Source organism: Kitasatospora sp. NPDC094028 (assembly GCF_049543595.1).
GTDB lineage: Bacteria > Actinomycetota > Actinomycetes > Streptomycetales > Streptomycetaceae > Kitasatospora.
The window spans coordinates 1-19,033 of the sequence record NZ_JBMVFA010000040.1; the positions used below are offsets into that span (position 1 = coordinate 1).

Consider the following 19,033-nt stretch of genomic DNA (forward strand, 5'->3'; position numbering starts at 1 on the left):
GTGAGAAACCCGGCGAACTCGCCGAACGCCTCCCGGGCGTAGACGTACGGGCCACCGCTGCCCGGCACCCGCTCCGACAGCCGCCCGAAGGTCACGGCGAGGGCCAGCGCGCCCACGGTGACCAGGACGAAGGCCACCAGCGCGATCGGCCCGTAGGGCGCGAGGGCCGAGGGCAGCGCGAAGACCCCGGTCCCGATGATGCTGCCGACCACCAGGGCGGTGGCGCCCGGGAGCCCGAAGGTTCCGCCCCGCCCGGGAGCCGCGTCCTCGGTCGTGCTCTCCGCTGGTCTTCCGCGGTCGTGTACGGACATCAGGGGCTCCTTCGCCGGCTGCTGGATCACTCGGACGGGCCGGTCCTCTCGGTGGCCCGTCGCTGAAGATCCTCGACCCGGCGGACGGCGCGCCCCAGGGGCCGACCGTCCCGGTCACCCCCGCCGGCGGTCCCTGTCGCACCCGCCCGATGGTCCCGGGCGTCGGCGGGAAGGGGCGGGCCCGGTGGCGCCCCGCGCGGCCGGCGGGCGGGCCCGAATGGGGTCGTCCGGCCCTACCGGCTCGGCCCGGCATCCGGCAGACTGCGGTGAGACCTGTACTGCCTGCCGCTCGGGGCAGGCCATGAGCTCGGAGCGGTGATGGCGGACGACGCGGCGGTCGGTGTGGACGGCCCGGTGAAGGTGTTCCTGCTCGACGACCACGAGGTGGTCCGGCGGGGTGTGCACGACCTGCTGGACGCGGAACCCGGTTTCACGGTGGTCGGCGAGGCCGCGACCGTGGCGCAGGCGCTCAGCCGGGTCCCGGCGCTGCGGCCGGACGTCGCGGTCCTGGACATGCGGCTGCCGGACGGCGACGGCGTCACGGTCTGCCGTGAACTGCGGTCCCGGATGCCGGAGTTGGCCTGTCTGATCCTCACGTCCTTCGACGACGAGGAGGCCCTGCTGGACTCGATCATGGCCGGTGCCGCCGGTTACGTGCTCAAGCAGATCAGCGGCACCGACCTCGTCTCGGCGGTCCGTACGGTGGCCTCCGGCCAGTCGATGCTCGACCCCGGCGCCGCCACCCGGCTGATGGCCAGACTGCGCGGCGAGGCCGCCGCCGCGCAGTCCTCCGACTTCCCCCGGCTCACCGAGCGCGAGCGGGAGATCCTCGCCCTGGTCGGCGAGGGCCTGACCAACCGGCAGATCGGTCAGCGGCTCTACCTGGCCGAGAAGACCGTCAAGAACCACATCTCCCGGCTGCTCGCCAAGCTCGGCGTGGAGCGCCGGGTGCAGGCGGCGGTCATCGCGACCGAGGTGCTCGCGGGCCAGGGCCGCCAGGCGGGCGCCAGGGGCGCCTGAGGGCCCGCCCCCTCAGGCCAGCGGCGCCGACCAGAGCAGTCGGGTGCCGCCCTCGGCCGGAGCCGTCACCTCGAACACGCCCCCGAGGCCCTCGGCCCGCTCGGCGAGGTTGCGCAGACCGCTGCGCCGGCCCTGCTCCGGGACGCCGATGCCGTTGTCCTGCACCGTCAGCACGACCTGCGTGCCGGTGGCCTGCAGCACGACCTCCACCCGGTCCGCCTCGGCGTGCCGGGCGGCGTTGCTCAACGCCTCCCCCAGGACGGCCACGACGTGCTCCGCGACCTCGGCCGGGACGTCGGTGTCGAGCAGGCCCTCCATGCTCAGCCGGGGCGGGAAGCCCAGGACCGCCTGGGCGTGCTCGACGGCCCGCATGGCCCGGGCCCGCAGGCCCTGCCCGGCGCGTTCCTCGCGCGCGCGGAGTCCGAAGATCGTCGACCGGATGATCTTGATGGTCTCGTCCAGGTCGCCGACCGCGCGCAGCACCCGGTCCGAGGCGCTCTCGTGCTCGATGAACCGGGCGGCGCTCTGCAACGTCATCCCGGTCGCGAAGAGCCGCTGGATGGCCAGGTCGTGCAGATCGCGGGCGATCCGGTCGCGGTCCTCCAGCATCGCCAGCTGCTCGGCGTCCCGGCGGCGTTCCGCCAGCTCCAGGGCGAGCGCGGCCTGGTCGGCGAAGCCCGGCAGCGGGCCGATCTCGCGGTCGGTGAACTCGGGCCGGCCCTTCTCCCGGGCCAGCAGCAGCACCCCGTCGATCCGCCCCCCGGCCCGGCCCAGCGGCACCGCGACGGCGGCGCCGAGCCCGTCGAAGCGGCGCGGTCCGGCGGACAGCCGCGGGTCGCCGGCCAGGTCCGTCGTGGTCTCCGGCACCCCCGAGGCGAAGGCCTCGCCCGACAGCGATCCCTTCAGCGGCACCAGCAGGCCGGCCCGGCCGGCCGTGTCCCCGCCGAGGGCCAGCTCCACCCGCACGGTGTCCGTCCCGGCCACCGGCACGGAGACGTCGGCGAGGTCGGCGCCGGTGATCTCCCGGGCCCGCTGCGCGATCAGCTCCAGCACCTCGGAGCGGGAGCCGCCGGACAGCAGCGCCCGGGTGATCTCCGCACTGACGCTCAGCCAGCGCTGCTGGCGCTGCGCCTCCTCGTACAACCGGGCGTTGTCGATCGCCACCCCCGCCGCGACCGCCAGGGTGGAGATCACCGCCTCGTCGTCGGCGTCGAACTCCTCCCCGCCCTGCTTGTCGGTCAGGTACAGGTTCCCGAAGACCTCCTCGCGCACCCGCACCGGGACGCCCAGGAAGGTCCGCATCACCGGGTGGTGCGCCGGGCAGCCCACCGAGGACGGGTGCTCGGAGAGGTCCTCCAGCCGCAGCGGAGCCGGGTGGTGGATCAGCTCGCCGAGCAGGCCCCGGCCGGTCGGGTACGGGCCGATCCGGGCGATCTCCTCGTCCGTCAGGCCCACCGTGAGGAACTGCGACAGCGTCTCACCGTCCGGCCCGATCACGCCCAGCGCCGCGTACCGCGCGTCCACCAGCACGGCGGCCGCCTCCACGATCCGTCGCAGCACCTGGGTGAGGTCCAGCTCCCGGCCGACCGACAGCACCGCCTCCAGCAGGCTGTGCACCCGGTCCCGGGTGCCCCGGGCCGCGTCGATCCGTGCCTGGAGCTCCTCCAGGAGCTCGTCCAACCGCAGCTGCGGCATCCGCGACCGCACTCCGTCCCCGCCCACACGAGCCTCCTGCCACCCTGGTCCCCGGACGGGTCGATTCTCGCAGAAGCCGACCGCCCCCCGTCCAGCCCACCACCCTTCCCGGGAGGCAAGAGCCCAGGCCAGGGCCCACCCGGCGGTCCGCACGGCCGACTGCCTCTACGCTGTCCCCCGGGCGGCCGCCCGACGCGCACACAACCCGGGGGGACCGCGTGATACGCGTACAGCAACGGACCTTCACCCTGATCGCCTGGCCGTGGAACACCATGCGGTGGGCCCAGGTGCCCGAGGGGCTCGAATTCACCCTGTACGACGTCGTCGAGCCGATGAAGCGCGGCACCGAGGTGCCCGGCACCCCGGAGGAGGCCGCGCGCTGGAAGACGGGCCACGACGCCTACCTCTCGCTGCTGCGCGAGGCCGAGGACGTCGTCCGCCACGCCCACGGCGTGCGCTGCAAGGCCGGGTTCATGGTGGACCACCGCTCGGTGCGTCTGCGCCGCTACGGCCTGCTGCCGGGCCGCGCGGCCCGCTCCCGGCGGCTGTTCGCCGAGTGCCGGGCCCGGATGCGGACGTACGAGGAGGCCTACCGGCCGATCCTCGAAGAGATCGAGGCTCGCCTCGCCTCCACCTCCGCGGGCCCGGCCTGAGGGAGCGGCGGCGTCCCGGCCGCCACGCGCGGTGAACGCCCCGGCCGAACGGCGTGATTCCCCGCCGGCGAACGACCGTGGCCGTCAGGGCGGCGGCAGCAGGTCGCTCTCACTGACGGTGTACGTCAGCGGCGGGTAGTCGAAGTCCGTTTCCCGGTTCTCCCGGCGCCGCAGCCGGTAGAACTCCTGCCGCTGGTCCTCGTCGGCCGGTGCGAGGCGCGCGCCCTGCGGGAGGTACGCGTGTCCGTCGCGGAAGCGGACGACGGTCTTCGAGGTCCGGAAGGTGACGCCCAGCCATTCGTTGTCCGCCGCGGGGACGGGGGCGTCCAGGACGATCCTGTGCCTGAACCGCCGGTTCGCGTCGACGGAGAACGCCACGATGCTGCGGTGGGCGAGGGGGATCTCGAACCTCTCGCCCTCGGACTTCTCGCCGTCGGACTTCTCGCCCTCGGACCCCTTGGATTCGAAGATCAGCTTCCGAGGCGGGCCCGCCTCGGGATCCCGGTAGCAGGAGAAGACCGCGATGAACGAGTCGTCCGCCAGATCGAGGGCCTGGTCGGAGTGGGCGCCCATGCGCGTGTAGGCGTTCGTGTAGATCTCGACGAGGGCGTTGTTGAAGCCGACCGGGATCCCCGCACGCTCCTGGATCCGCCCCGCCAGCCGCTCGTGCACCGCCCCGAAGCGCTGCGCCGGGCTGCCGTACCGCGTGGTGGTGCGGACGAGGGGCACCCCGCCCGTCTCGTCGACCCTGGCCAGGACGGTGCCTCGCCGTCCCTTTCCCAGCTCCTCCAGCCGGGCCGACGCGGCCAGCTCCGCGAAGACGTCTCCTTCGGCCGGCAGCTCGCAGGAGACGATCGCGTCCGAAATCCTAGGCCCGAGGGGCACGGTAGTCTCCCGTGTTCATGCTGAAGAGGAATGCGTCGCCGTAGTCGATGAAGGACGAGGTCCTGTTCTCCTCGGCGTACAGCCGGCGCAGCTCGTCCATGCCGGCCGCCGTGGGCGGCCCCAGCTCGACCAGGCCCTCGGCCTTCTTGAGGAACGTACGACCGTCCTTGTGGACGGCCTCGGCGCTCGAACAGCGCACCACGTACCCCAGCCGGGTCGGGAGCGACTCGGCGTCCAGGGCCGCGGGCCGGATCTCGTGCGTGTACAGGCGGTTGGTGGACAGCGGCATGAAGAACACGGAGCCGGGATAGAGGGTCAGGGTGAACTGCGCGGGCAGCGCGCGCCCGTCGCCGGCTTCGGCCCCCTCCTTGAGCCGGAAGCGCAGCCTGGTCAGCCCGCTGGCGCCCTTGAGGCCGCGGTCGAAGGCGTCCTCGGCCAGCGGCCGCAGCCCGTCGAGCCCGTCGTAGAAGGTGCAGAAGGCCATGATGCCGTTGGCGGGCATGTCCTTGGTCTTGTCGGCATGGGCCGAGATCTTCGCCTTGGACTGCTTGCGCTCGGGCGTGGCACCGGTGTTGTGGTAGATCTGGGCGAGCACGTGGTTGAGCGGCGCGTGGCGCTGGAAGGTGGCGGCGGCCTCGCGGTTCAGGGCGTCGACGACGGCCGTGTCGGTCGGGCCGAAGCCCTCGGTCGGCCCGGAGAGGTTCGTGGAGCAGCGGAGCAGGCGGAAGTGCAGTTCGTCGCCGTTCCGTGTGACGGGCGTCAGATAGATGCCGCTGCGGTGGGCGCTTCCGGGTTTGGTGGCCTCCGTCAGGGACTGGAACTCGTGTTCCGCACGGACCCGTCCGAAGTGGTCGTCGTCGGGCCCGAAGAAGCGGCGGTAGTACACGCCGACGCCGTGCACGCGCACGGGAACCCGGCCGAGGTCCACGACCGGCCAGTTGCCCGCCCCGTGACCGTCCGACAGCTCCCGGACGACGAACACCCGCTCGGCGGACTCCAGTTGGCGGCCACTGAACCCGGAGACGTCGCCGCACAGGTAGACGGTCTTCCCCCCGGGTTCGGGCGAGCCGGAGGCGAGGTCCTCCGGTGTGACGACGGACCCGAAGAAGTCCCGGACCGCGTCGTGGCCGTGCAGCGCCGAGGGCGCGACCAGGACGTTGCCGGCATCGTCGATGCGGGCTTCTGCCGCCTCTGCCGCCTCTGCCGCCTCTGCCGTGGACATCGGGCGGTACCTGCCTTTCGCGGACCTTGGTGGACGGCTCGAACCGTTGACACGGCGACGGCCCGCACTCCCCCTTCGCACCGCGAAGCGCGAACAAGAGGGGACGGACCGTTGGGCCCCGATGCTCTCACGGGAGTTCGACGGCGGCCAACGAATTCCGCTGCGCCACCCGCCCGCTACCGCCGCCCCGACCAGCGCGGCTCCACCTGTTCCCAGGCCGCTTCCCACCCCTGCTCCGCCCGGCGCTCCAGCGCGCGGCGGCGCAGCGCGTAGCCGGCCTCGGCGGCCAGCCCGAGGACGAAGACCGTACCGAGGCCCGTCACGACGGCGTCCGAGACGATCTCCTCGCCGCCCTTCGCCGCACCGAGCGGGTGGCCGGCGTCGTCCAGCGCGACCGGCAGCGCCGTCCCGGCGGGCGTGCCGTCCGGGACGGCGACGTTCCCGGCCCCTGGCCCGGACGGGAACGTCCAGCGGGCAGGGGCCAGCGCCCGCCCAGCGCCCGCCAGTACATCGCCCGCCCACGGATCGGCGGGCAGCGCCGGGCCCGTGGTCACGGCGGTGACGGTGTGCCGGTGCCGGGCCTGCCGCGCCACGGCCTGCGCCTGTGCCCGGTACACCAGCAGCGCCGCCACCGCCGCGACGGCGAACACGGCCAGCACCACCAGGGACTGGCCGACCACCAGGCGGCTGTACGCCCGGTCGACCGGCCGGCAGACCGGGTTGCGGTCCCGGCCGGCGGCCCGGCGGAGGTGCTGGAACAGGGGCGTGTGCGAGACCGGCTGTCGGTGTGTGGTGGCGGTGGCGGGCATGGCGGCGTCTCCTCGGGTCCCGGGGCCTTGCGACCAGTGTTTCCCGGCCCCGGCGCCCGCCCCAGGGCCATCCGGGCCACCGGCCCCGGGACCATCCGGCCCCTGCTCCGCCCGCCGCTGGCCGCCTCCAGGAGGCGGCGCCCCCCGTGCCTGCCGATACTGGGGCCGCAGCCCCGAGGAGGAACCATGGACTACGGTCTCGGCGTACGGCTCCGGCAGCCGTTCCGCCAAGCGGTCGACGCCGTCACCGCCGCACTCCAGGAGCAGGGCTTCGGCGTCCTCACCACCATCGACGTCCGGGCGACCCTGCGCGAGAAGATCGGCGAGGAGATCGAGGACTACCTGATCCTCGGCGCCTGCAACCCGGCCCTCGCCCACCGCGCGCTGCGGGCCGACCGCCGGATCGGGCTGCTGCTGCCCTGCAACGTGGTCGTCCGGACGGACGGCGACGGCACGCTGGTCGAGGCCGTCGATCCGCAGACGCTCGTCGCGCTGGCCGGGCCGGACGGCGGGCTGGGCGAGGTCGCCGACGAGGCGGCCCGGCGCCTCAACGCGGCGCTCGACTCGCTACGGGACTGAGGAGCACGCCATGACCGGACCGGTCGTCGTCGGTTTCGACGGCTCGCCCGAGAGCCTGACCGCCTCCGAGTGGGCCGCCCGCGAGGCGCAGCGCCGGGGCCTGAGCCTCGAACTCCTGCGGGCCTGGCCCTGGCCGAAGCGGGACGTGGTCGGCAGCGACGAGACGTACCGCCACGCGCTGGCGCAACTCGCCGACCAGGAAGCCGAGTTGCGCACCCTGACGCCCGACGTCCCGGTCTCCTCCTCGACCCTGTCCGCCGACCCGGCCGAGGCGCTGGAGACCGCCGCGCAGAGCGCCTCCCTGCTGGTGCTCGGCTCGCGGGGGCTGGGCGCCGTGCTCGGTTCCCTGGTCGGCTCGGTGAGCCAGGAGGTACTGCGCCGGGCCGGCTGCCCGGTGGTGCTCGTCCGGGCGGGCGGGGCGGAGTCGGACGGCCCGGTGACCGTGGGCCTCGGCCTCGCCCACCCGGCCGCGGACGTGCTCGCCTTCGCCTTCGAGGCCGCCGCGCTCCGCTCGGCGCCGCTGCGCGTCGTCCACGTCTGGGCGCCGCCGGCGGGCAGCGAGCACCTGGCGCACGGCACCACCGGCGGCGACGAGGCCTCCGCCGCCGAGCGGGCCGGGCTCGCCGGGGCCCTGGAGCCCTGGCGGGCCCGCCACCCCGGGGTGGACGTGACGGCCGAGCTGGTCCCCGGCAGGGCTGCCACCGAACTCGTCGACGCGACGGTGACGGCCCGGCTCCTCGTCGTCGGCCGCCGCACCCGCCACCTGCCGTTCCTCCACCACCACCTCGGCCCGGTGGCCCGCGCCGCGATCCACCGCGCGCACTGCCCGGTCGCCGTCGTCCCGTACGGCTGATCCGGGCCGTTCGGCGCCCGCCCGACGCCGCACCCGCACCCGGGGCCGGGGCCGGGGCCGGGGTCAGTCGTCCCCCTCCCCGCCGCTCCCCGGGTGGGGGCTCCGCTCGGCGGGCAGGTGGCGGCGCAGCCCCTCCTGGACGGCGCCCAGCATGACCCGGGCGACCACGCCGATCAGCAGCAGGTCGCCGATCATCTGCCCGGTCGCCAGTAACCGCGCCTCGCCGGTGCGGGCGGTGATGTCGCCGAACCCGACCGTGCTGAAGACCGTGACGCTGAAGTAGAGCGCGTCCGTGCGGGACATCGACTCGCTGAAGCTGCCCGGGTCGTCGCGTTCGAGCAGGTAGTAGACGGACGAGAAGAGCAACAGGAAGAGCGGGACGGTGGTGGCGACCGCCTCGGCCGCGCGCAGCCGGGGAGACGGCGAGCGCACGATCCGGATGGTCTGCCAGACCAGCAGCAGGGCCACCCCGACGAGCCCGCCCACCAGGGTGACGATGGTGCCGGCGGTGAACTCCCGGTCCAGCGGCAGCAGGAAGTACGCGGCCACCAGGCCGGCGCTGCTGAGGAGGATCCGCAGGACGGTCAGCACGGTGCGGCGCCGGTGCTGCCGTGCCCCGGAACGGGCTCCGCTCGGCCGGCTCATGCAGGGCCCTCCCTCGAAGGACACGACCGGTGCTCCTCCGTGGCCGCCACGGTCGTGGCCCGCCCGGTCGGGTGCGCGCCCGGCCCCTTCATGGTGGGGCAGCCCGGCGACCCGGGAAACCCGGGTCGCCCGGCCGGGCGACCGCCGGACCGGACCGGCCGGCCGGACACCGCGCGTGCGGCGGTGTCCGGCCGACATCCCGAGGTTGGGCCGGACGACGGGAGGTGAGGGGTGCCCGGACGGGGCGCCGGGCCGCGGTGAACGCCTCAGGCCGCCGGGGCCGCCAGGATCACGCGGGTCTCGCTGACCCGGTAGCCGCCCCGCCGGAAGGCCGCGGCCATCGGAACGTTGGTGGTGTCCGTGGTGGCGGTGATCCGGGTGGCGCCCCGCCCGGCGTGGGAGCGGGTGATCTCGGCGAGGATGTCGTCGATGTAGCGCCGGCCCCGCATCTCCGGGACGACCCCGAGGTAGCCGACGTTCGGGCCGGAGGGCGTGCGGGAGGGGATGGCGAAGCCGGCGAGCTGCCCGTCCGGGGTGCGGGCGATCCGCCACCAGTCGCGCTCGCCCGGGCAGCCGAGGTAGAACTCCAGGTCGTCGCGGGCGGAGCCCTCCTCCCCCAGCGCGGCGACGTTGGCGATCGTCTGGCCGTCCAGGCTGCCGCGGGCCACCTGCCGGAAGACCTCGACGAACGCCTCGTCGTCGGGCTCGGCGGTGAAGACCAGCCGGTCGGACGGCTCGGGGGTGCCGGCTGCGGGCGCCCACTCGAAGCGCAGCCGCTCGATCCGCCCCGTCAGGCCGGCGCGCCGGGCGGCGTCCTCCCGCCAGGCGACGGCGACGGCCCGGGCGTCCTCGTCGTACGGGTCGTCCTGGGGCAGCATGATGTTGTACTCGGGCAGGCCGGTGAGCCCCTGCTCGGCGAACGCCCGGTGGGCGGCGGCCAGCAGGTCGGCGGCCAGCGCGGCCGGGTCGGTGACCGCCGGGTGGACGGACAGGCAGTCCAGGACGATCGGGTGCTCGCTGTCGGTGCGGCCCCACCACAGGGCACGACCCAGCACCCGTCCGTCCTCCTCGGCGATCCACGTCCATTCGGGCCGCAGCCGGCGGGCGGCGGATTCCTCGCGATGGCGGGCGGCCGAGATCCAGGCGACGGGTTCGGCGACGTCCCAGTCCAGGACGAGGTCGAGGTCGGTCTCGGTGGTCGAGCGAAAGCGCACACTGTCTCCGTGGGGCAAGGGTTCTACGAGAGGTCGCAGCCACCCCGCGGCGGCCGCCGGGCGGAACGTACGCCACCGAACGGACCTGCCGCCACTGCTTTCCGCGCCGCCCCTGAGCTGCGGGCTACCGGCCGTGGCGGTTCTCCTGCCAGTCGTCGAACCAGCGGAGCCAGACCGGTGTGTCCAGGCCGCGGTGCCACCGGTCGCCGGCGGCCTTCTCCAGCTCCGGGGTCGTCAGCGCCTCCTCGTGCTCCAGCCAGTCGAGGTACCACTCGCCGAAGCTCGCCGGGCGCCCGGCATCCGTCAGCAGCGGGTTGAGCCGGTCGCAGGTCGGCCGCCCGTCGAACCACATGCTGCCGCGGTCCGGGCCGCTGACGACGAGCAGGGTGCTGAAGTTGTGGCCGTGGCCCGCCAGGAACACCGCGCCGGTGACCCGGTCCCGCTCCGCCGCCTCCACGGCCTCGTCCCGGGCGGCCCGGGCCGCCTCGAAGTCGGCGGGGTCGGGGTGGTCCTCCTCCCGCACGGTCCGCTCCCACGCCGCGTCACTCGCCGCCAGCGCCGTGTCATGATCGGGGAACGGCACGGCCAGCCGTGCCAGCTGGGTGTCCGCGTCCCCCGCCCAGTGCCACCCGTCCGGCCCGCGCCGCAGTTCCCTGGGCCACCGCCCGCCCGCACTCACCCGGAGCAGGAACTCCCGGTAGTCCGCCGGGAAGGTGATCCCGAACTGCCGCTCCGCCTCCGCCACTTGGCCCTCGGCCAGCGGCGCGGCCAGCTCGGCCCGCGCCGCGCTCCACGCCCGCTCCTCGCGCAGCGCGCCCACCCGCTCCCGGACACCGTCCCATTCGATCCTCCGCATGACCGGCCAGGATAGGACCCCGACGTCGCGAGCCGAGCACGCCCCCTCCGGCCCCGTCCAGCCCCGTCCAGCCCCGCCCAGCCCCGTCCGGCCCGGACGCGAGCCCGATCGCGGTCGCGCGTCACTCCGATGACCGGCGCCGCGCGACAGCCGTCGACCGGGCCGCAAGGCTCGGTGTGGCACCCGCACGCGGGAGCAACCGCCCGTGCCCGTGAGGAGAAGGACCTATGGCCACACCCCAGGACGTCAACGCCGTTCTAGCCATCGTCGACGACGCGCTCAGAGTCCTCGACTGGAGCGCCGGCGACGCCTCGTCCCTCGTCGACGACGGGCTGGCGGTCCCCGTGGTGAGCGACGAGCTACGGCCCGGATTCGCCGCCGCCGTCGACCAGGTGCTCACCTCCGGCGGGGCCGGGGACCTCGCCCTGCGGACGCTCCGAGGCGCGAACCCCGCGTTCCCCATGGACCAGGTCCTCCAAGCCCTCGCGCAGAACGGTTGGGACGGCGCACTCCTGACCTTCAAGCTGCAGGCCCTCGCGGCCGGCGGACGCGCTGACGTGATGGCCACGGCGGGCCGGGGCCGCGGGGGTGGCGGCGGCATCGCCGGCAGGCCCTTTCACAAGTTCCTCAAGATCCTCGACGCCGCGCTGGGCAGCCTCGGCGCCATCCCGGGGGTCGACGTGATCAAGGAGCTCAAGGAGTTCCTGGAGGCCTCCCTGCCGTAGTCGCACCCGGTCCCTGCCTCAGCGCCTCGGGAAGCTGAAGGTGTAGCCGTTGGCCCTGAGCCACGGGAGGAGCTGTTCGAGGGCTTCCAGGGTCTGGGCGCGGTTGCCGCCGCCGTCGTGGAGCAGGACGGTGGGGCCGCGGCGGAGCTGGTCCTTCGCGGTCTCGACGATCTTCTCCACGCCGGGGCGTTCGAAGTCGCGGGTGTCGACGTTCCAGCCCAGCGGCCGCATGCCGTGGGCGGCCGCGACCTGGCGGCTCTCGGGGGTGAAGGCCCCGCCGGGGGCGCGGTAGTACGGCACGGGTGCGCCGCCGGTGGACTCCTGGATCATCCGCAGGCCGTCGACGATCTCCTGTTGCTGGTAGGCGACCTCCTTGTGGTCCATGGCGGTGTCGTGGCTCACGGAGTGGTCGCACAGGCGGTGGCCGGCGGCGGCGACCTGCCGGGCGAGCTCGGGGTGGGCCCGGGCGTTGGGGCCGAGCATGCAGAAGACGGCCTTGGCGCCGTTGCGGGCCAGTACGTCGAGGATCCGTGGAGTCCACTGCGGGTCGGGGCCGTCGTCGACGGTGAGGTTGACGGTCCGGCCCGCGTCCTCGGACAGCCGGGAGATGCTCATGTCCACCTGCGGCGCGGGCAGGTTCGGGTCGGGGGTGGACGGACTGTCCGGGGCCGGTGCGGCGGCGAGTCCGGGGGCGCGGTCGGGAGCCTTCATCACGACTCCGGCGGCGCCCAGCAGGGTGGCGACGGCCGCGCCCGCCGTCACCAGGCGCAGCAGCGTGGTGCGCCGGCCGGCGGGCCGCCGGCCCACCCGGGGGTACCAGCCGGCCGGGGTCTCGTCGGTCGGGGTGGGCTCGCGGTGGTCGCGCATGGCGGTGCTCCTCGGGCGGTTCGGTGTGTCGCGGTGTCCACCACCCTCGGTCGCCCGGTTGCGGGGCCTGTGAGCTGCGTATGAGCGTTTCGCAACAACCGGCCCCCGCCCCGCGTCGTACGCGCGTTCGCGCAGGTCGGGGCCCGATACTGGCTGGCATGCCACGGGTTCTGCTGATCGAGGACGACGACTCCGTACGCGAGGCGCTGGCGCTGGGCCTGCGCCGCCAGGGCCACGAGGTGCGCGCCGCGGCCTCCGGCGAGGAGGGGCTGGAGCAGGCGCGGCAGGAGCCGCCGGAGATCGTGGTGCTGGACCTGATGCTGCCCGGCATCGACGGCTTCGAGGTCTGTCGCAGGCTCCGCCGGGCCGGGCCGACCCCGGTGATCATGCTGACCGCACGCGGGGACGACGTGGACACGGTGCTCGGTCTGGAGGCCGGGGCCGACGACTACGTGGTGAAGCCCGCGCAGTCCCGCGTCCTGGACGCCCGGATCCGGGCCGTCCTGCGCCGCGCGGGCGGGCCCGGGCCGGAGGCGGAGCGGGAGGCGCACGGCGACCTGGTGCTGGACCGGGCGGCGCTGACCGTCACCAAGCGCGGCGCCCCGCTGCCGCTGGCGCCCAGCGAGCTGCGTCTGCTGCTGGAGCTGGCGGCCGCGCCCGGGCGGGTCTTCAGCCGCGAACAACTCCTCGAATCCGTCTGGGGGTTGGGCCGCGAGGACGACATCCGGCTGGTCGACGCCGGGGTGAACCGGCTGCGCGCCAAGATCGAGGACAGCCCTTCCGCGCCGCGCTACGTCCAGACCGTGCGCGGCTTCGGCTACCGTTTCGGACCGTTGTGACCACACCACCCCCGACGCCTTCCCCGCCGCAGCCGCACGACGACCACGACCCGCGCGCGGCCCGCCCGCCGCGGCTGATCCGGCTGCGCCGCGCCGTCGCCGGGCTCCGGCCCCGGCTGCTGGTCGCGTTCGTCGCCGTCGCCGCCCTCAGCGCGTCGGCCACCGCCGCGCTCACCTACCGGGCCGCGACCAACTCCACCCTCGACCTGGCCCAGGACACCACCCTGGACGAGCTCCGCCGGCGCGTCGACGTCCTCGCCCCGGCCCTGCCGTTCCCGCCGACGCAGGGTGAACTCGACCGGCTGGCCGCCGAGTTGTCCGGGACGGGCGGCTTCCGCGACTGGCGCGTGCTGGCCGCCTACGGCACCGCGCACTCGCAGTGGACCCAGCCCGTCGCCGTCCCGCCGACGCTGCAGCGCGTCACCGGCGGCGGCCACGCCGCCTTCCAGCGCTTCACCGCCGACGACCACCCCTGGCTCGCCGCCGGCGTCCCCGTCGCCTACGCCACCACGAGCCCCGCCGGCCCGGCCGGCAGTCCGTCCGGCCTGACGGTCTACGCCGTCCTCCCGCTCGACCGCGAGCAGAGCGCCGCCGACGCGCTGCTCGCCGGGGCGGCCGGGGCCGGCGTGTTCGCCGCGATCCTCGCCGCCGGGCTGGCGCTGCTGGCCGCCCGCCAGGTGCTGCGGCCGGTGCGGGCCCTCGGCGAGGTCGCGCACGCCCTGGCCCAGGGCCGGCTGGACACCCGGCTCACCGTCACCGGGCACGACGAACTCGCCCAGCTGTCCAAGACCTTCAACCACACCGCCCGCACCCTCCAGGGCACCATCGAGGAGCTGCGCGCCGTCGAGTCCCAGGGCCGGCGGTTCGCCGCCGACGTCTCGCACGAACTGCGCACCCCGCTGGCCGCGATGCTCGCCGTCACCGACATCCTCGACGAGGACGCCGAGCACCTGCCCGCCGACACCGCCACGGCCCTGCGCATGATCAGCAGCGAGACGGTGCGGCTGACCCGGCTCGTCAACGACCTCATCGAGATCTCCCGCCTCGACGCGGGCGCCGCACCGCTGCGCACCGAGGACGTGGACGCGGCGGTCGCCGTTCGCGAGACGCTCGACCTGCGCGGCTGGAACGACCGGGTCGGCCTGGACCTGCCGGCCGCGCTGCCCGTCCGGCTCGATCCGCGGCGCTTCGACGTGATCGTCGCCAACCTCGTCGGCAACGCGCTGCGGCACGGGCGCCCGCCCGTCCGGGTCGCCCTGCGCGGCTCGGACGACGAGCTCGTGCTGACCGTCACCGACCGGGGGCCGGGCATCCCGCCCGCCGAACTGCCGCACCTGTTCGACCGGTTCTACAAGGCAGACAAGGCGAGGGCCCGCTCCGAGGGCAGCGGGCTGGGCCTGGCCATCGCCCAGGAGAACGCGCGGCTGCACGGCGGCGTCATCGAGGCCGCCAACTCCCCGTCCGGCGGCGCGGTGTTCACCCTCGTCCTGCCCCGGGGCATCGTCACCACCGGCTCGGAGGAATCGTGACCAGCTGGCAGCGGCTCTGCGCCGTCGCGGCCGCGCTGCTGCTGACCGGCGGCTGCTCGATCGCCACCACCGGCCCGGTGCGCAGCGGCCGGGCGGCCACCGGGATCCAACCCGGCACCCGGCTCTACTTCCTCGACCAGCACGGCATCCGCCTGGCCATCCGGCCGGGCACCCAGCGCCAGGACCTCCAGCAGACCCTGGACGCCCTGGTCACCGGGCCCGACCGGGCCGAGCAGCGCACCGGCCTGTACAGCGAACTGCCCCCGGGCGGCCGGGTCCAGGCCAGCACGACGCCGGGCACCGTCACCCTGCACCTGTCCTGGCCGGCCGCGTCGTTGTCCGCCCCCGCCGTGCAGCAGCTGGTCTGCACCGCCGAGGACGCCCCCACCACCGGGCCGGAGCCGAAGGTCGCGATCGTCAGCAGTGACGCACCGTCCGCCATCCAGCAGCAGTGCGACCTGCACCGCGCCGGCTGACCGGGACGTCCGCCGGCGCGGATCCGGGCGCCGTGGCCGGCCCGGACGTCCAGGACCGGCCGGTCAGGCCCGGCCGGTCAGGCGCCCGCCTCGGCGACGACGTGTATCTCGTGGACGGCGTTCCGGTCGCCGGTGAGCGGCTGGACGCGCCCGGCGGAGTCGGTGGCCCGGCAGCGGACGCGGTGCGGGCCCGGGGTGAGGTCGTACCGGAGCCGGAAGCGCTGCCAGGTCGGGTCCGGGCCGCGCCCGTCCAGCGCGGCGAGCTGCCAGTCGCCGTCGTCCACGGCGACCTCGACGGCCGTCACCTCGGTGGAGCTCCAGGCGTAGCCCGCCAGTTCGCAGGATCCGGCCGGGACGGTGCGCCCGTCGCCCGGGGCGAGCAGCTTGCTGCAGACGTCCTTCTCGCGGACCGGCCGGACCTCGGTCTCGCCGGGCAGGACGCGGGTGTAGAGGCGGGTGGTGAAGAGGTGGTCGGCGCGGTCGGCGGACAGCACGATCCGGCTCAGCCACTTGACCGAGTTGGTGCCGAACATCCGGGGGGCCACCGCCCGCAGCGGGAAGCCGTGGTCCGGGCGCAGCGGTTCGCCGTTCATGGTGTGCGCGAGGAAGACCTCGGTGCCCGCCTGGTCGAGGGGCAGATCCTTGACGAAGTGGATCCCGTTCTCCCCCGCGAAGTCGCCCGCGTCGGCACCCTCCAGCCAGACGTGCCGGGCCTCCGGCAGCGGCCCGGCGAGCTCCAGGACGGCGGTGAGCGGGACGCCGACCCACTCCAGGTTGGTGACGGCGCGGGTCGGCACCGTGGGGTGCAGCGGGTTGCCGAAGCACTCGTGGACGGCGTTGAAGCGGGTCTGCGGCAGGCCCTGGATGCGGGCGAAGTCCAGCCGCAGCGGCCGCTCCACCAGGCCTTCGACGCTGAGCGACCAGGTGTCGAGGTCGAGCCGCGGGTGCGGTCCGAGGTGGTTGCGGATGAAGACCTCGTCGACCGGGGTGAGGAAGACGTCGGGTGTCTCCGGATCGGTCCTGATCATCGGTCATGCCCCCGTGGAAAGTCGATCTTGATGATGCGTGTGGTCGACGGTACAAGAAGGGTCTGACATCGGTGCCGCCGAGGCCCGGCCCGCGCGCCCGGGGGACGCCTGGTCAGCTGGCCCGTACCCGGGCCCGGAACCGGCCGCCGATCGCCACGGCCACCGCCGCGCCGGCCGGCCCCGCCTGTCCGCGGCGAGTTGAGCCGCCGGACGGCCGGGCTCAGCCGAAGGACAGCAGCAGGATCGGCGCCGAGGTGGGGTGCGCGGAGCCGCCCGCCGGTTCGACGGTGACGCCGACGCCGGTCGCCCCGTCCAGCGGCCCGGTCAGCAGGAGCACACCGTCGCCCCCGGGCAGCAGCCCGGCCGGGCGCATCGTCCCGGAGTCGTCGAACCACAGCTCGTACGTGCTCCCGGCGGCGGGCACGGGCAGGCCCGAGGCCAGGAAGCCGGCCTCGCCGCGACCGTGCGACCACACGACCGTGCCCACGCCGCCCCCGCCGGCCGCCGCCCCGGTGGCGGTACGGGCGTCGGGCGCGGTGACCAGCGCGGCCAGGCGGTCCCGCTGCTGCTGGAGCGCGGCGGCCCGGGCCCGGGCCTGTCCGGCCTGCTGGTGCTGCTGCACGGCCACGCCGCCGGCGCCGGCGGCCAGCGCCAGGCAGGCCGCGAGGGCGAGCTTCGGCCAGTTCCTGGCGAGGCGGCCGCGCCGACGCCCCGGGGCGGGCGCGGTGCGCGGGGCCTCCTGGCGCAGCGTCGGCAGCGCGGCCATCACCCGGGTCTTCATGGCCGGCGGAGGGGCGACGGCCTGGGCGGCGCCGAGCCGGGCCAGTGTCGCGGTGAACTCGGCGACCTCCTGCGCGCAGGCCGGGCAGTCGGCGAGGTGGCGTTCGAACGCGGCGCTCTCCTCGGGGTCGAGGGCGTGCGCGGCGTAGGCACCGGTCAGGGCGTGGAGGTCGGCGGTGTTCATGCGCCCACCCCCAGGCAGTCGCGCAGGCGGATCAGTCCGTCGCGCATGCGGGTCTTGATCGTGCCCAGCGGTGCGCCGAGCACCTCGGCGACCTGGGGGTAGGTGTAGCCGCGGTAGTACGCCAGCGTCAGCGCCTCGCGCTGGAGCTCGGTCAGCGCCCGCAGGCACCGCCGGACCTGTTCGCGTTCCAGCCGGCCCTCGACCTGCTCCGCGACCTCGTCGAACGCCGGGGTGTGGGCGGCGGCGGCCGCGCGCCGGTCACGGTCGGCGGCGGCCTGGGCGGAGCGGACCCGGTCCACCGCGCGGCGGTGGGCAATGGTGAGCACCCACGTCATCACCTCGCCGCGCTCGGCCCGGTAGCGGGCGGCGGTGCGCCACACCTCCAGCAGGACCTCCTGGGCGACCTCCTCGGACTGCGCCGGGTCGCGCAGCACCCGGCGCACCAGGCCGAGCACCGGCGCGGCCACCGCGTCGTAGAGCCGGGAGAACGCGTCCTGGTCGCCGCGGGCGACCCGGGCGAGCACGTCCTTCAGGTCCGGTCCCGGCCGCCCGGGCCCGGTCAGGTGGACGACGGTGCTCATCCGGCCACCCCGGCGACTCGGCGGACGGGCGAAGCGCCCCGCGGGCTAACGGCGGGCATCACGGGCCTCCCATGACCACGGCCGGAACGAGGGCCCGGTCGAGTGAACAGAACTGGCTGACACGTGTTCTTCGGAGCCGGGCGGGCGCCGGATGGGTCCCGGTTCGTTCACCGGGCCAGACTGTGCGGCGCCCCGGCGCTCCACCCTCCCGCATCCTGCGGAAGCCCGCGCGACGGCCGGCCCGCGCACCGCGCGGGCGCGGGCGCGGGCGCGGGCCGCGAACCCCGAGCACAGACCGAGATGCCCCGCCGCGGACGACGCCGGCCCGCGGCGACTCCGGTGTTTCCGCCGAACAGGATTGCGTCCTCCACCGCGGACACGCGATGCTCGCCCGACACGACCGAGGGGGTTCCATGCGTTTGATCTCGACCGGCCGGCACCATGCCACGTTCGAATTCGGCGACCTGCAGGTGGTCTCGCTGCGGGACGGGTACATCGACATGCCGCCGACCCGGCTCCGCGGCAAGGACGGGCGCCCGCTCGACGTGCTGCCGCCCACCGTCCCGCTGGCCGGTGACAACCTGCGGCTGTCCGTCAACGCCTTCTTCGTCACCGATGGCACGCGGTCGGTCCTCGTCGACACCGGCGCGTCCGACAACTGGCCCGACCCCACCATGGGGTTGATCTACGACGCGCTCGACGAAGCGGGGGTCGACCGGGCGCGCATCACCGACGTGGCCATCACCCACGACCACCAGGACCACGTGAGCGGCCTGATCGCGCCGGACGGTTCGGAGGCCTTCACCGGACTCGAACGCGTGTGGATCGGCGCGGGCGACGCCCCGGTGTTCACGGGGCGGCTCGAACCGGTCCGCGACCGGGTCGTGCCCGTGTCGGAGCGGGTCGCGATCAACGACTGGACCACCGCGATCCCGACACCGGGCCACACTCCCGGCCACACCGTGTACGAGGTCAGGAGCGGCACCGGCCGCCTCCTCGTCTGGGGCGACACCGTCCACGTCCCCACCCTGCAGTTCGAACAGCCCGACGTGGCCTGGGAGTTCGACCGGGACCAGGCCCGGGCCCGCGCCGCACGAGCGGCCCTCCTCGAACAGCTGGCCCGTCCGGACCACTTCGTCGCCGGCGCGCACCTCGACTCGCCCGGCATCGCCCGCGTCACCCCCGCCGGCGACGGCACCGGCGACGGCTACGCGCTGGAGTACCTCGCACCGCCGATCGGCTGACCGACCGGCCGGCCGGCTCCGGGGCGAACACCCGGGCG

General features: G+C 75.0%; 21 protein-coding genes. 9 read left to right on the forward strand and 12 right to left on the reverse strand.

The annotated features are described in order from the left end of the window. On the reverse strand, window positions 1–311 hold a 311-nt coding region (locus ACPC54_RS36280; protein WP_498970947.1), incomplete at its 3' end, for an amino acid permease. Window positions 312–629: 318 nt separating this feature from the next. On the opposite strand from ACPC54_RS36280, the gene ACPC54_RS36285 reads away from it, so the two are divergent. Beyond that, on the forward strand, window positions 630–1,331 hold the full coding sequence (locus ACPC54_RS36285) for a response regulator (protein ID WP_498970949.1): 702 nt from the start codon (window positions 630–632) through the stop codon (window positions 1,329–1,331). Window positions 1,332–1,343: 12 nt separating this feature from the next. On the opposite strand, the gene ACPC54_RS36290 is transcribed toward ACPC54_RS36285, so the two are convergent. Then, window positions 1,344–3,026: a GAF domain-containing sensor histidine kinase gene (locus ACPC54_RS36290; RefSeq protein WP_498970951.1), complete on the reverse strand. Its 1,683-nt coding sequence runs from the start codon at window positions 3,024–3,026 to the stop codon at window positions 1,344–1,346. Between the two features lie 218 nt (window positions 3,027–3,244). On the opposite strand from ACPC54_RS36290, the gene ACPC54_RS36295 reads away from it, so the two are divergent. Continuing rightward, window positions 3,245–3,679: a hypothetical protein gene (locus tag ACPC54_RS36295; protein ID WP_498970953.1), complete on the forward strand. Its 435-nt coding sequence runs from the start codon at window positions 3,245–3,247 to the stop codon at window positions 3,677–3,679. Window positions 3,680–3,763: 84 nt separating this feature from the next. On the opposite strand, the gene ACPC54_RS36300 is transcribed toward ACPC54_RS36295, so the two are convergent. The 3 genes from ACPC54_RS36300 to ACPC54_RS36310 all read right to left on the reverse strand — a co-directional run bounded on the left by ACPC54_RS36300 (window position 3,764) and on the right by ACPC54_RS36310 (window position 6,595). Next, a complete protein-coding gene (locus tag ACPC54_RS36300; RefSeq protein WP_498970954.1) occupies window positions 3,764–4,564 on the reverse strand; it encodes an alpha-ketoglutarate-dependent dioxygenase AlkB family protein in 801 nt (266 codons plus the stop codon). Continuing rightward, the gene (locus ACPC54_RS36305) at window positions 4,548–5,786 is read right to left on the reverse strand and encodes a hypothetical protein (protein ID WP_498970956.1); all 1,239 of its coding nucleotides are present in this window, start codon (window positions 5,784–5,786) and stop codon (window positions 4,548–4,550) included. The genes ACPC54_RS36300 and ACPC54_RS36305 overlap by 17 nt, the downstream gene beginning before the upstream one ends. A gap of 176 nt (window positions 5,787–5,962) precedes the next feature. Continuing rightward, on the reverse strand, window positions 5,963–6,595 hold the full coding sequence (locus tag ACPC54_RS36310; protein ID WP_498970958.1) for an Rv1733c family protein: 633 nt from the start codon (window positions 6,593–6,595) through the stop codon (window positions 5,963–5,965). 186 nt (window positions 6,596–6,781) lie between these two features. Here ACPC54_RS36310 and ACPC54_RS36315 point away from each other — a divergent pair, with 186 nt between their 5' ends. Further along, window positions 6,782–7,174: a DUF302 domain-containing protein gene (locus ACPC54_RS36315; RefSeq protein WP_498970959.1), complete on the forward strand. Its 393-nt coding sequence runs from the start codon at window positions 6,782–6,784 to the stop codon at window positions 7,172–7,174. A gap of 10 nt (window positions 7,175–7,184) precedes the next feature. Further along, window positions 7,185–8,027, forward strand: a complete 843-nt coding sequence (locus ACPC54_RS36320) for a universal stress protein (RefSeq protein WP_498970961.1) — start codon at window positions 7,185–7,187, stop codon at window positions 8,025–8,027. Between the two features lie 63 nt (window positions 8,028–8,090). Here ACPC54_RS36320 and ACPC54_RS36325 read toward each other — a convergent pair whose 3' ends face one another. The 3 genes from ACPC54_RS36325 to ACPC54_RS36335 form a co-directional block, all read right to left on the reverse strand. After that, window positions 8,091–8,672, reverse strand: coding sequence for a potassium channel family protein (locus ACPC54_RS36325; protein WP_498970963.1), 582 nt, complete (start codon window positions 8,670–8,672; stop codon window positions 8,091–8,093). Between the two features lie 266 nt (window positions 8,673–8,938). Then, complete coding sequence (locus tag ACPC54_RS36330) at window positions 8,939–9,886, reverse strand: GNAT family N-acetyltransferase (RefSeq protein ID WP_498970965.1); 948 nt, start codon at window positions 9,884–9,886, stop codon at window positions 8,939–8,941. Between the two features lie 124 nt (window positions 9,887–10,010). Beyond that, window positions 10,011–10,742 carry an SMI1/KNR4 family protein gene (locus tag ACPC54_RS36335; protein ID WP_498970967.1) on the reverse strand — a complete coding sequence of 244 codons (732 nt, stop codon included), beginning with the start codon at window positions 10,740–10,742 and terminating at the stop codon, window positions 10,011–10,013. A gap of 227 nt (window positions 10,743–10,969) precedes the next feature. Between ACPC54_RS36335 and ACPC54_RS36340 the strand changes: the two genes are divergently transcribed. Beyond that, window positions 10,970–11,467: a hypothetical protein gene (locus ACPC54_RS36340; protein WP_498970969.1), complete on the forward strand. Its 498-nt coding sequence runs from the start codon at window positions 10,970–10,972 to the stop codon at window positions 11,465–11,467. 18 nt (window positions 11,468–11,485) lie between these two features. Here ACPC54_RS36340 and ACPC54_RS36345 read toward each other — a convergent pair whose 3' ends face one another. Next, a complete protein-coding gene (locus ACPC54_RS36345; RefSeq protein WP_498970971.1) occupies window positions 11,486–12,334 on the reverse strand; it encodes a polysaccharide deacetylase family protein in 849 nt (282 codons plus the stop codon). A 158-nt stretch (window positions 12,335–12,492) separates the two neighbouring features. Between ACPC54_RS36345 and ACPC54_RS36350 the strand changes: the two genes are divergently transcribed. From ACPC54_RS36350 to ACPC54_RS36360, 3 genes are read left to right on the forward strand one after another with little or no spacing between them, the layout of a single operon-like run. Further along, window positions 12,493–13,173 carry a response regulator gene (locus ACPC54_RS36350; protein WP_498970973.1) on the forward strand — a complete coding sequence of 227 codons (681 nt, stop codon included), beginning with the start codon at window positions 12,493–12,495 and terminating at the stop codon, window positions 13,171–13,173. Continuing rightward, window positions 13,170–14,702, forward strand: coding sequence for a sensor histidine kinase (locus ACPC54_RS36355; RefSeq protein WP_498970975.1), 1,533 nt, complete (start codon window positions 13,170–13,172; stop codon window positions 14,700–14,702). The genes ACPC54_RS36350 and ACPC54_RS36355 overlap by 4 nt, the downstream gene beginning before the upstream one ends. Next, window positions 14,699–15,178 (forward strand): GerMN domain-containing protein, encoded by a 480-nt coding sequence (locus tag ACPC54_RS36360; RefSeq protein ID WP_498970977.1) that lies wholly within the window; start codon window positions 14,699–14,701, stop codon window positions 15,176–15,178. The genes ACPC54_RS36355 and ACPC54_RS36360 overlap by 4 nt, the downstream gene beginning before the upstream one ends. A gap of 77 nt (window positions 15,179–15,255) precedes the next feature. Here ACPC54_RS36360 and ACPC54_RS36365 read toward each other — a convergent pair whose 3' ends face one another. The 3 genes from ACPC54_RS36365 to ACPC54_RS36375 all read right to left on the reverse strand — a co-directional run bounded on the left by ACPC54_RS36365 (window position 15,256) and on the right by ACPC54_RS36375 (window position 17,751). Then, window positions 15,256–16,206 carry a molybdopterin-dependent oxidoreductase gene (locus ACPC54_RS36365; protein ID WP_498970979.1) on the reverse strand — a complete coding sequence of 317 codons (951 nt, stop codon included), beginning with the start codon at window positions 16,204–16,206 and terminating at the stop codon, window positions 15,256–15,258. Window positions 16,207–16,426: 220 nt separating this feature from the next. Then, window positions 16,427–17,170, reverse strand: a complete 744-nt coding sequence (locus ACPC54_RS36370) for an anti-sigma factor (protein ID WP_498970981.1) — start codon at window positions 17,168–17,170, stop codon at window positions 16,427–16,429. Beyond that, entirely contained in the window at window positions 17,167–17,751 is a 585-nt protein-coding gene (locus ACPC54_RS36375) for a sigma-70 family RNA polymerase sigma factor (RefSeq protein WP_498970983.1), read from the reverse strand. The genes ACPC54_RS36370 and ACPC54_RS36375 overlap by 4 nt, the downstream gene beginning before the upstream one ends. Before the next feature lie 413 nt (window positions 17,752–18,164). Here ACPC54_RS36375 and ACPC54_RS36380 point away from each other — a divergent pair, with 413 nt between their 5' ends. Further along, window positions 18,165–18,995: an MBL fold metallo-hydrolase gene (locus ACPC54_RS36380; protein ID WP_498970985.1), complete on the forward strand. Its 831-nt coding sequence runs from the start codon at window positions 18,165–18,167 to the stop codon at window positions 18,993–18,995. The last annotated feature ends 38 nt before the right edge of the window (window positions 18,996–19,033 follow it).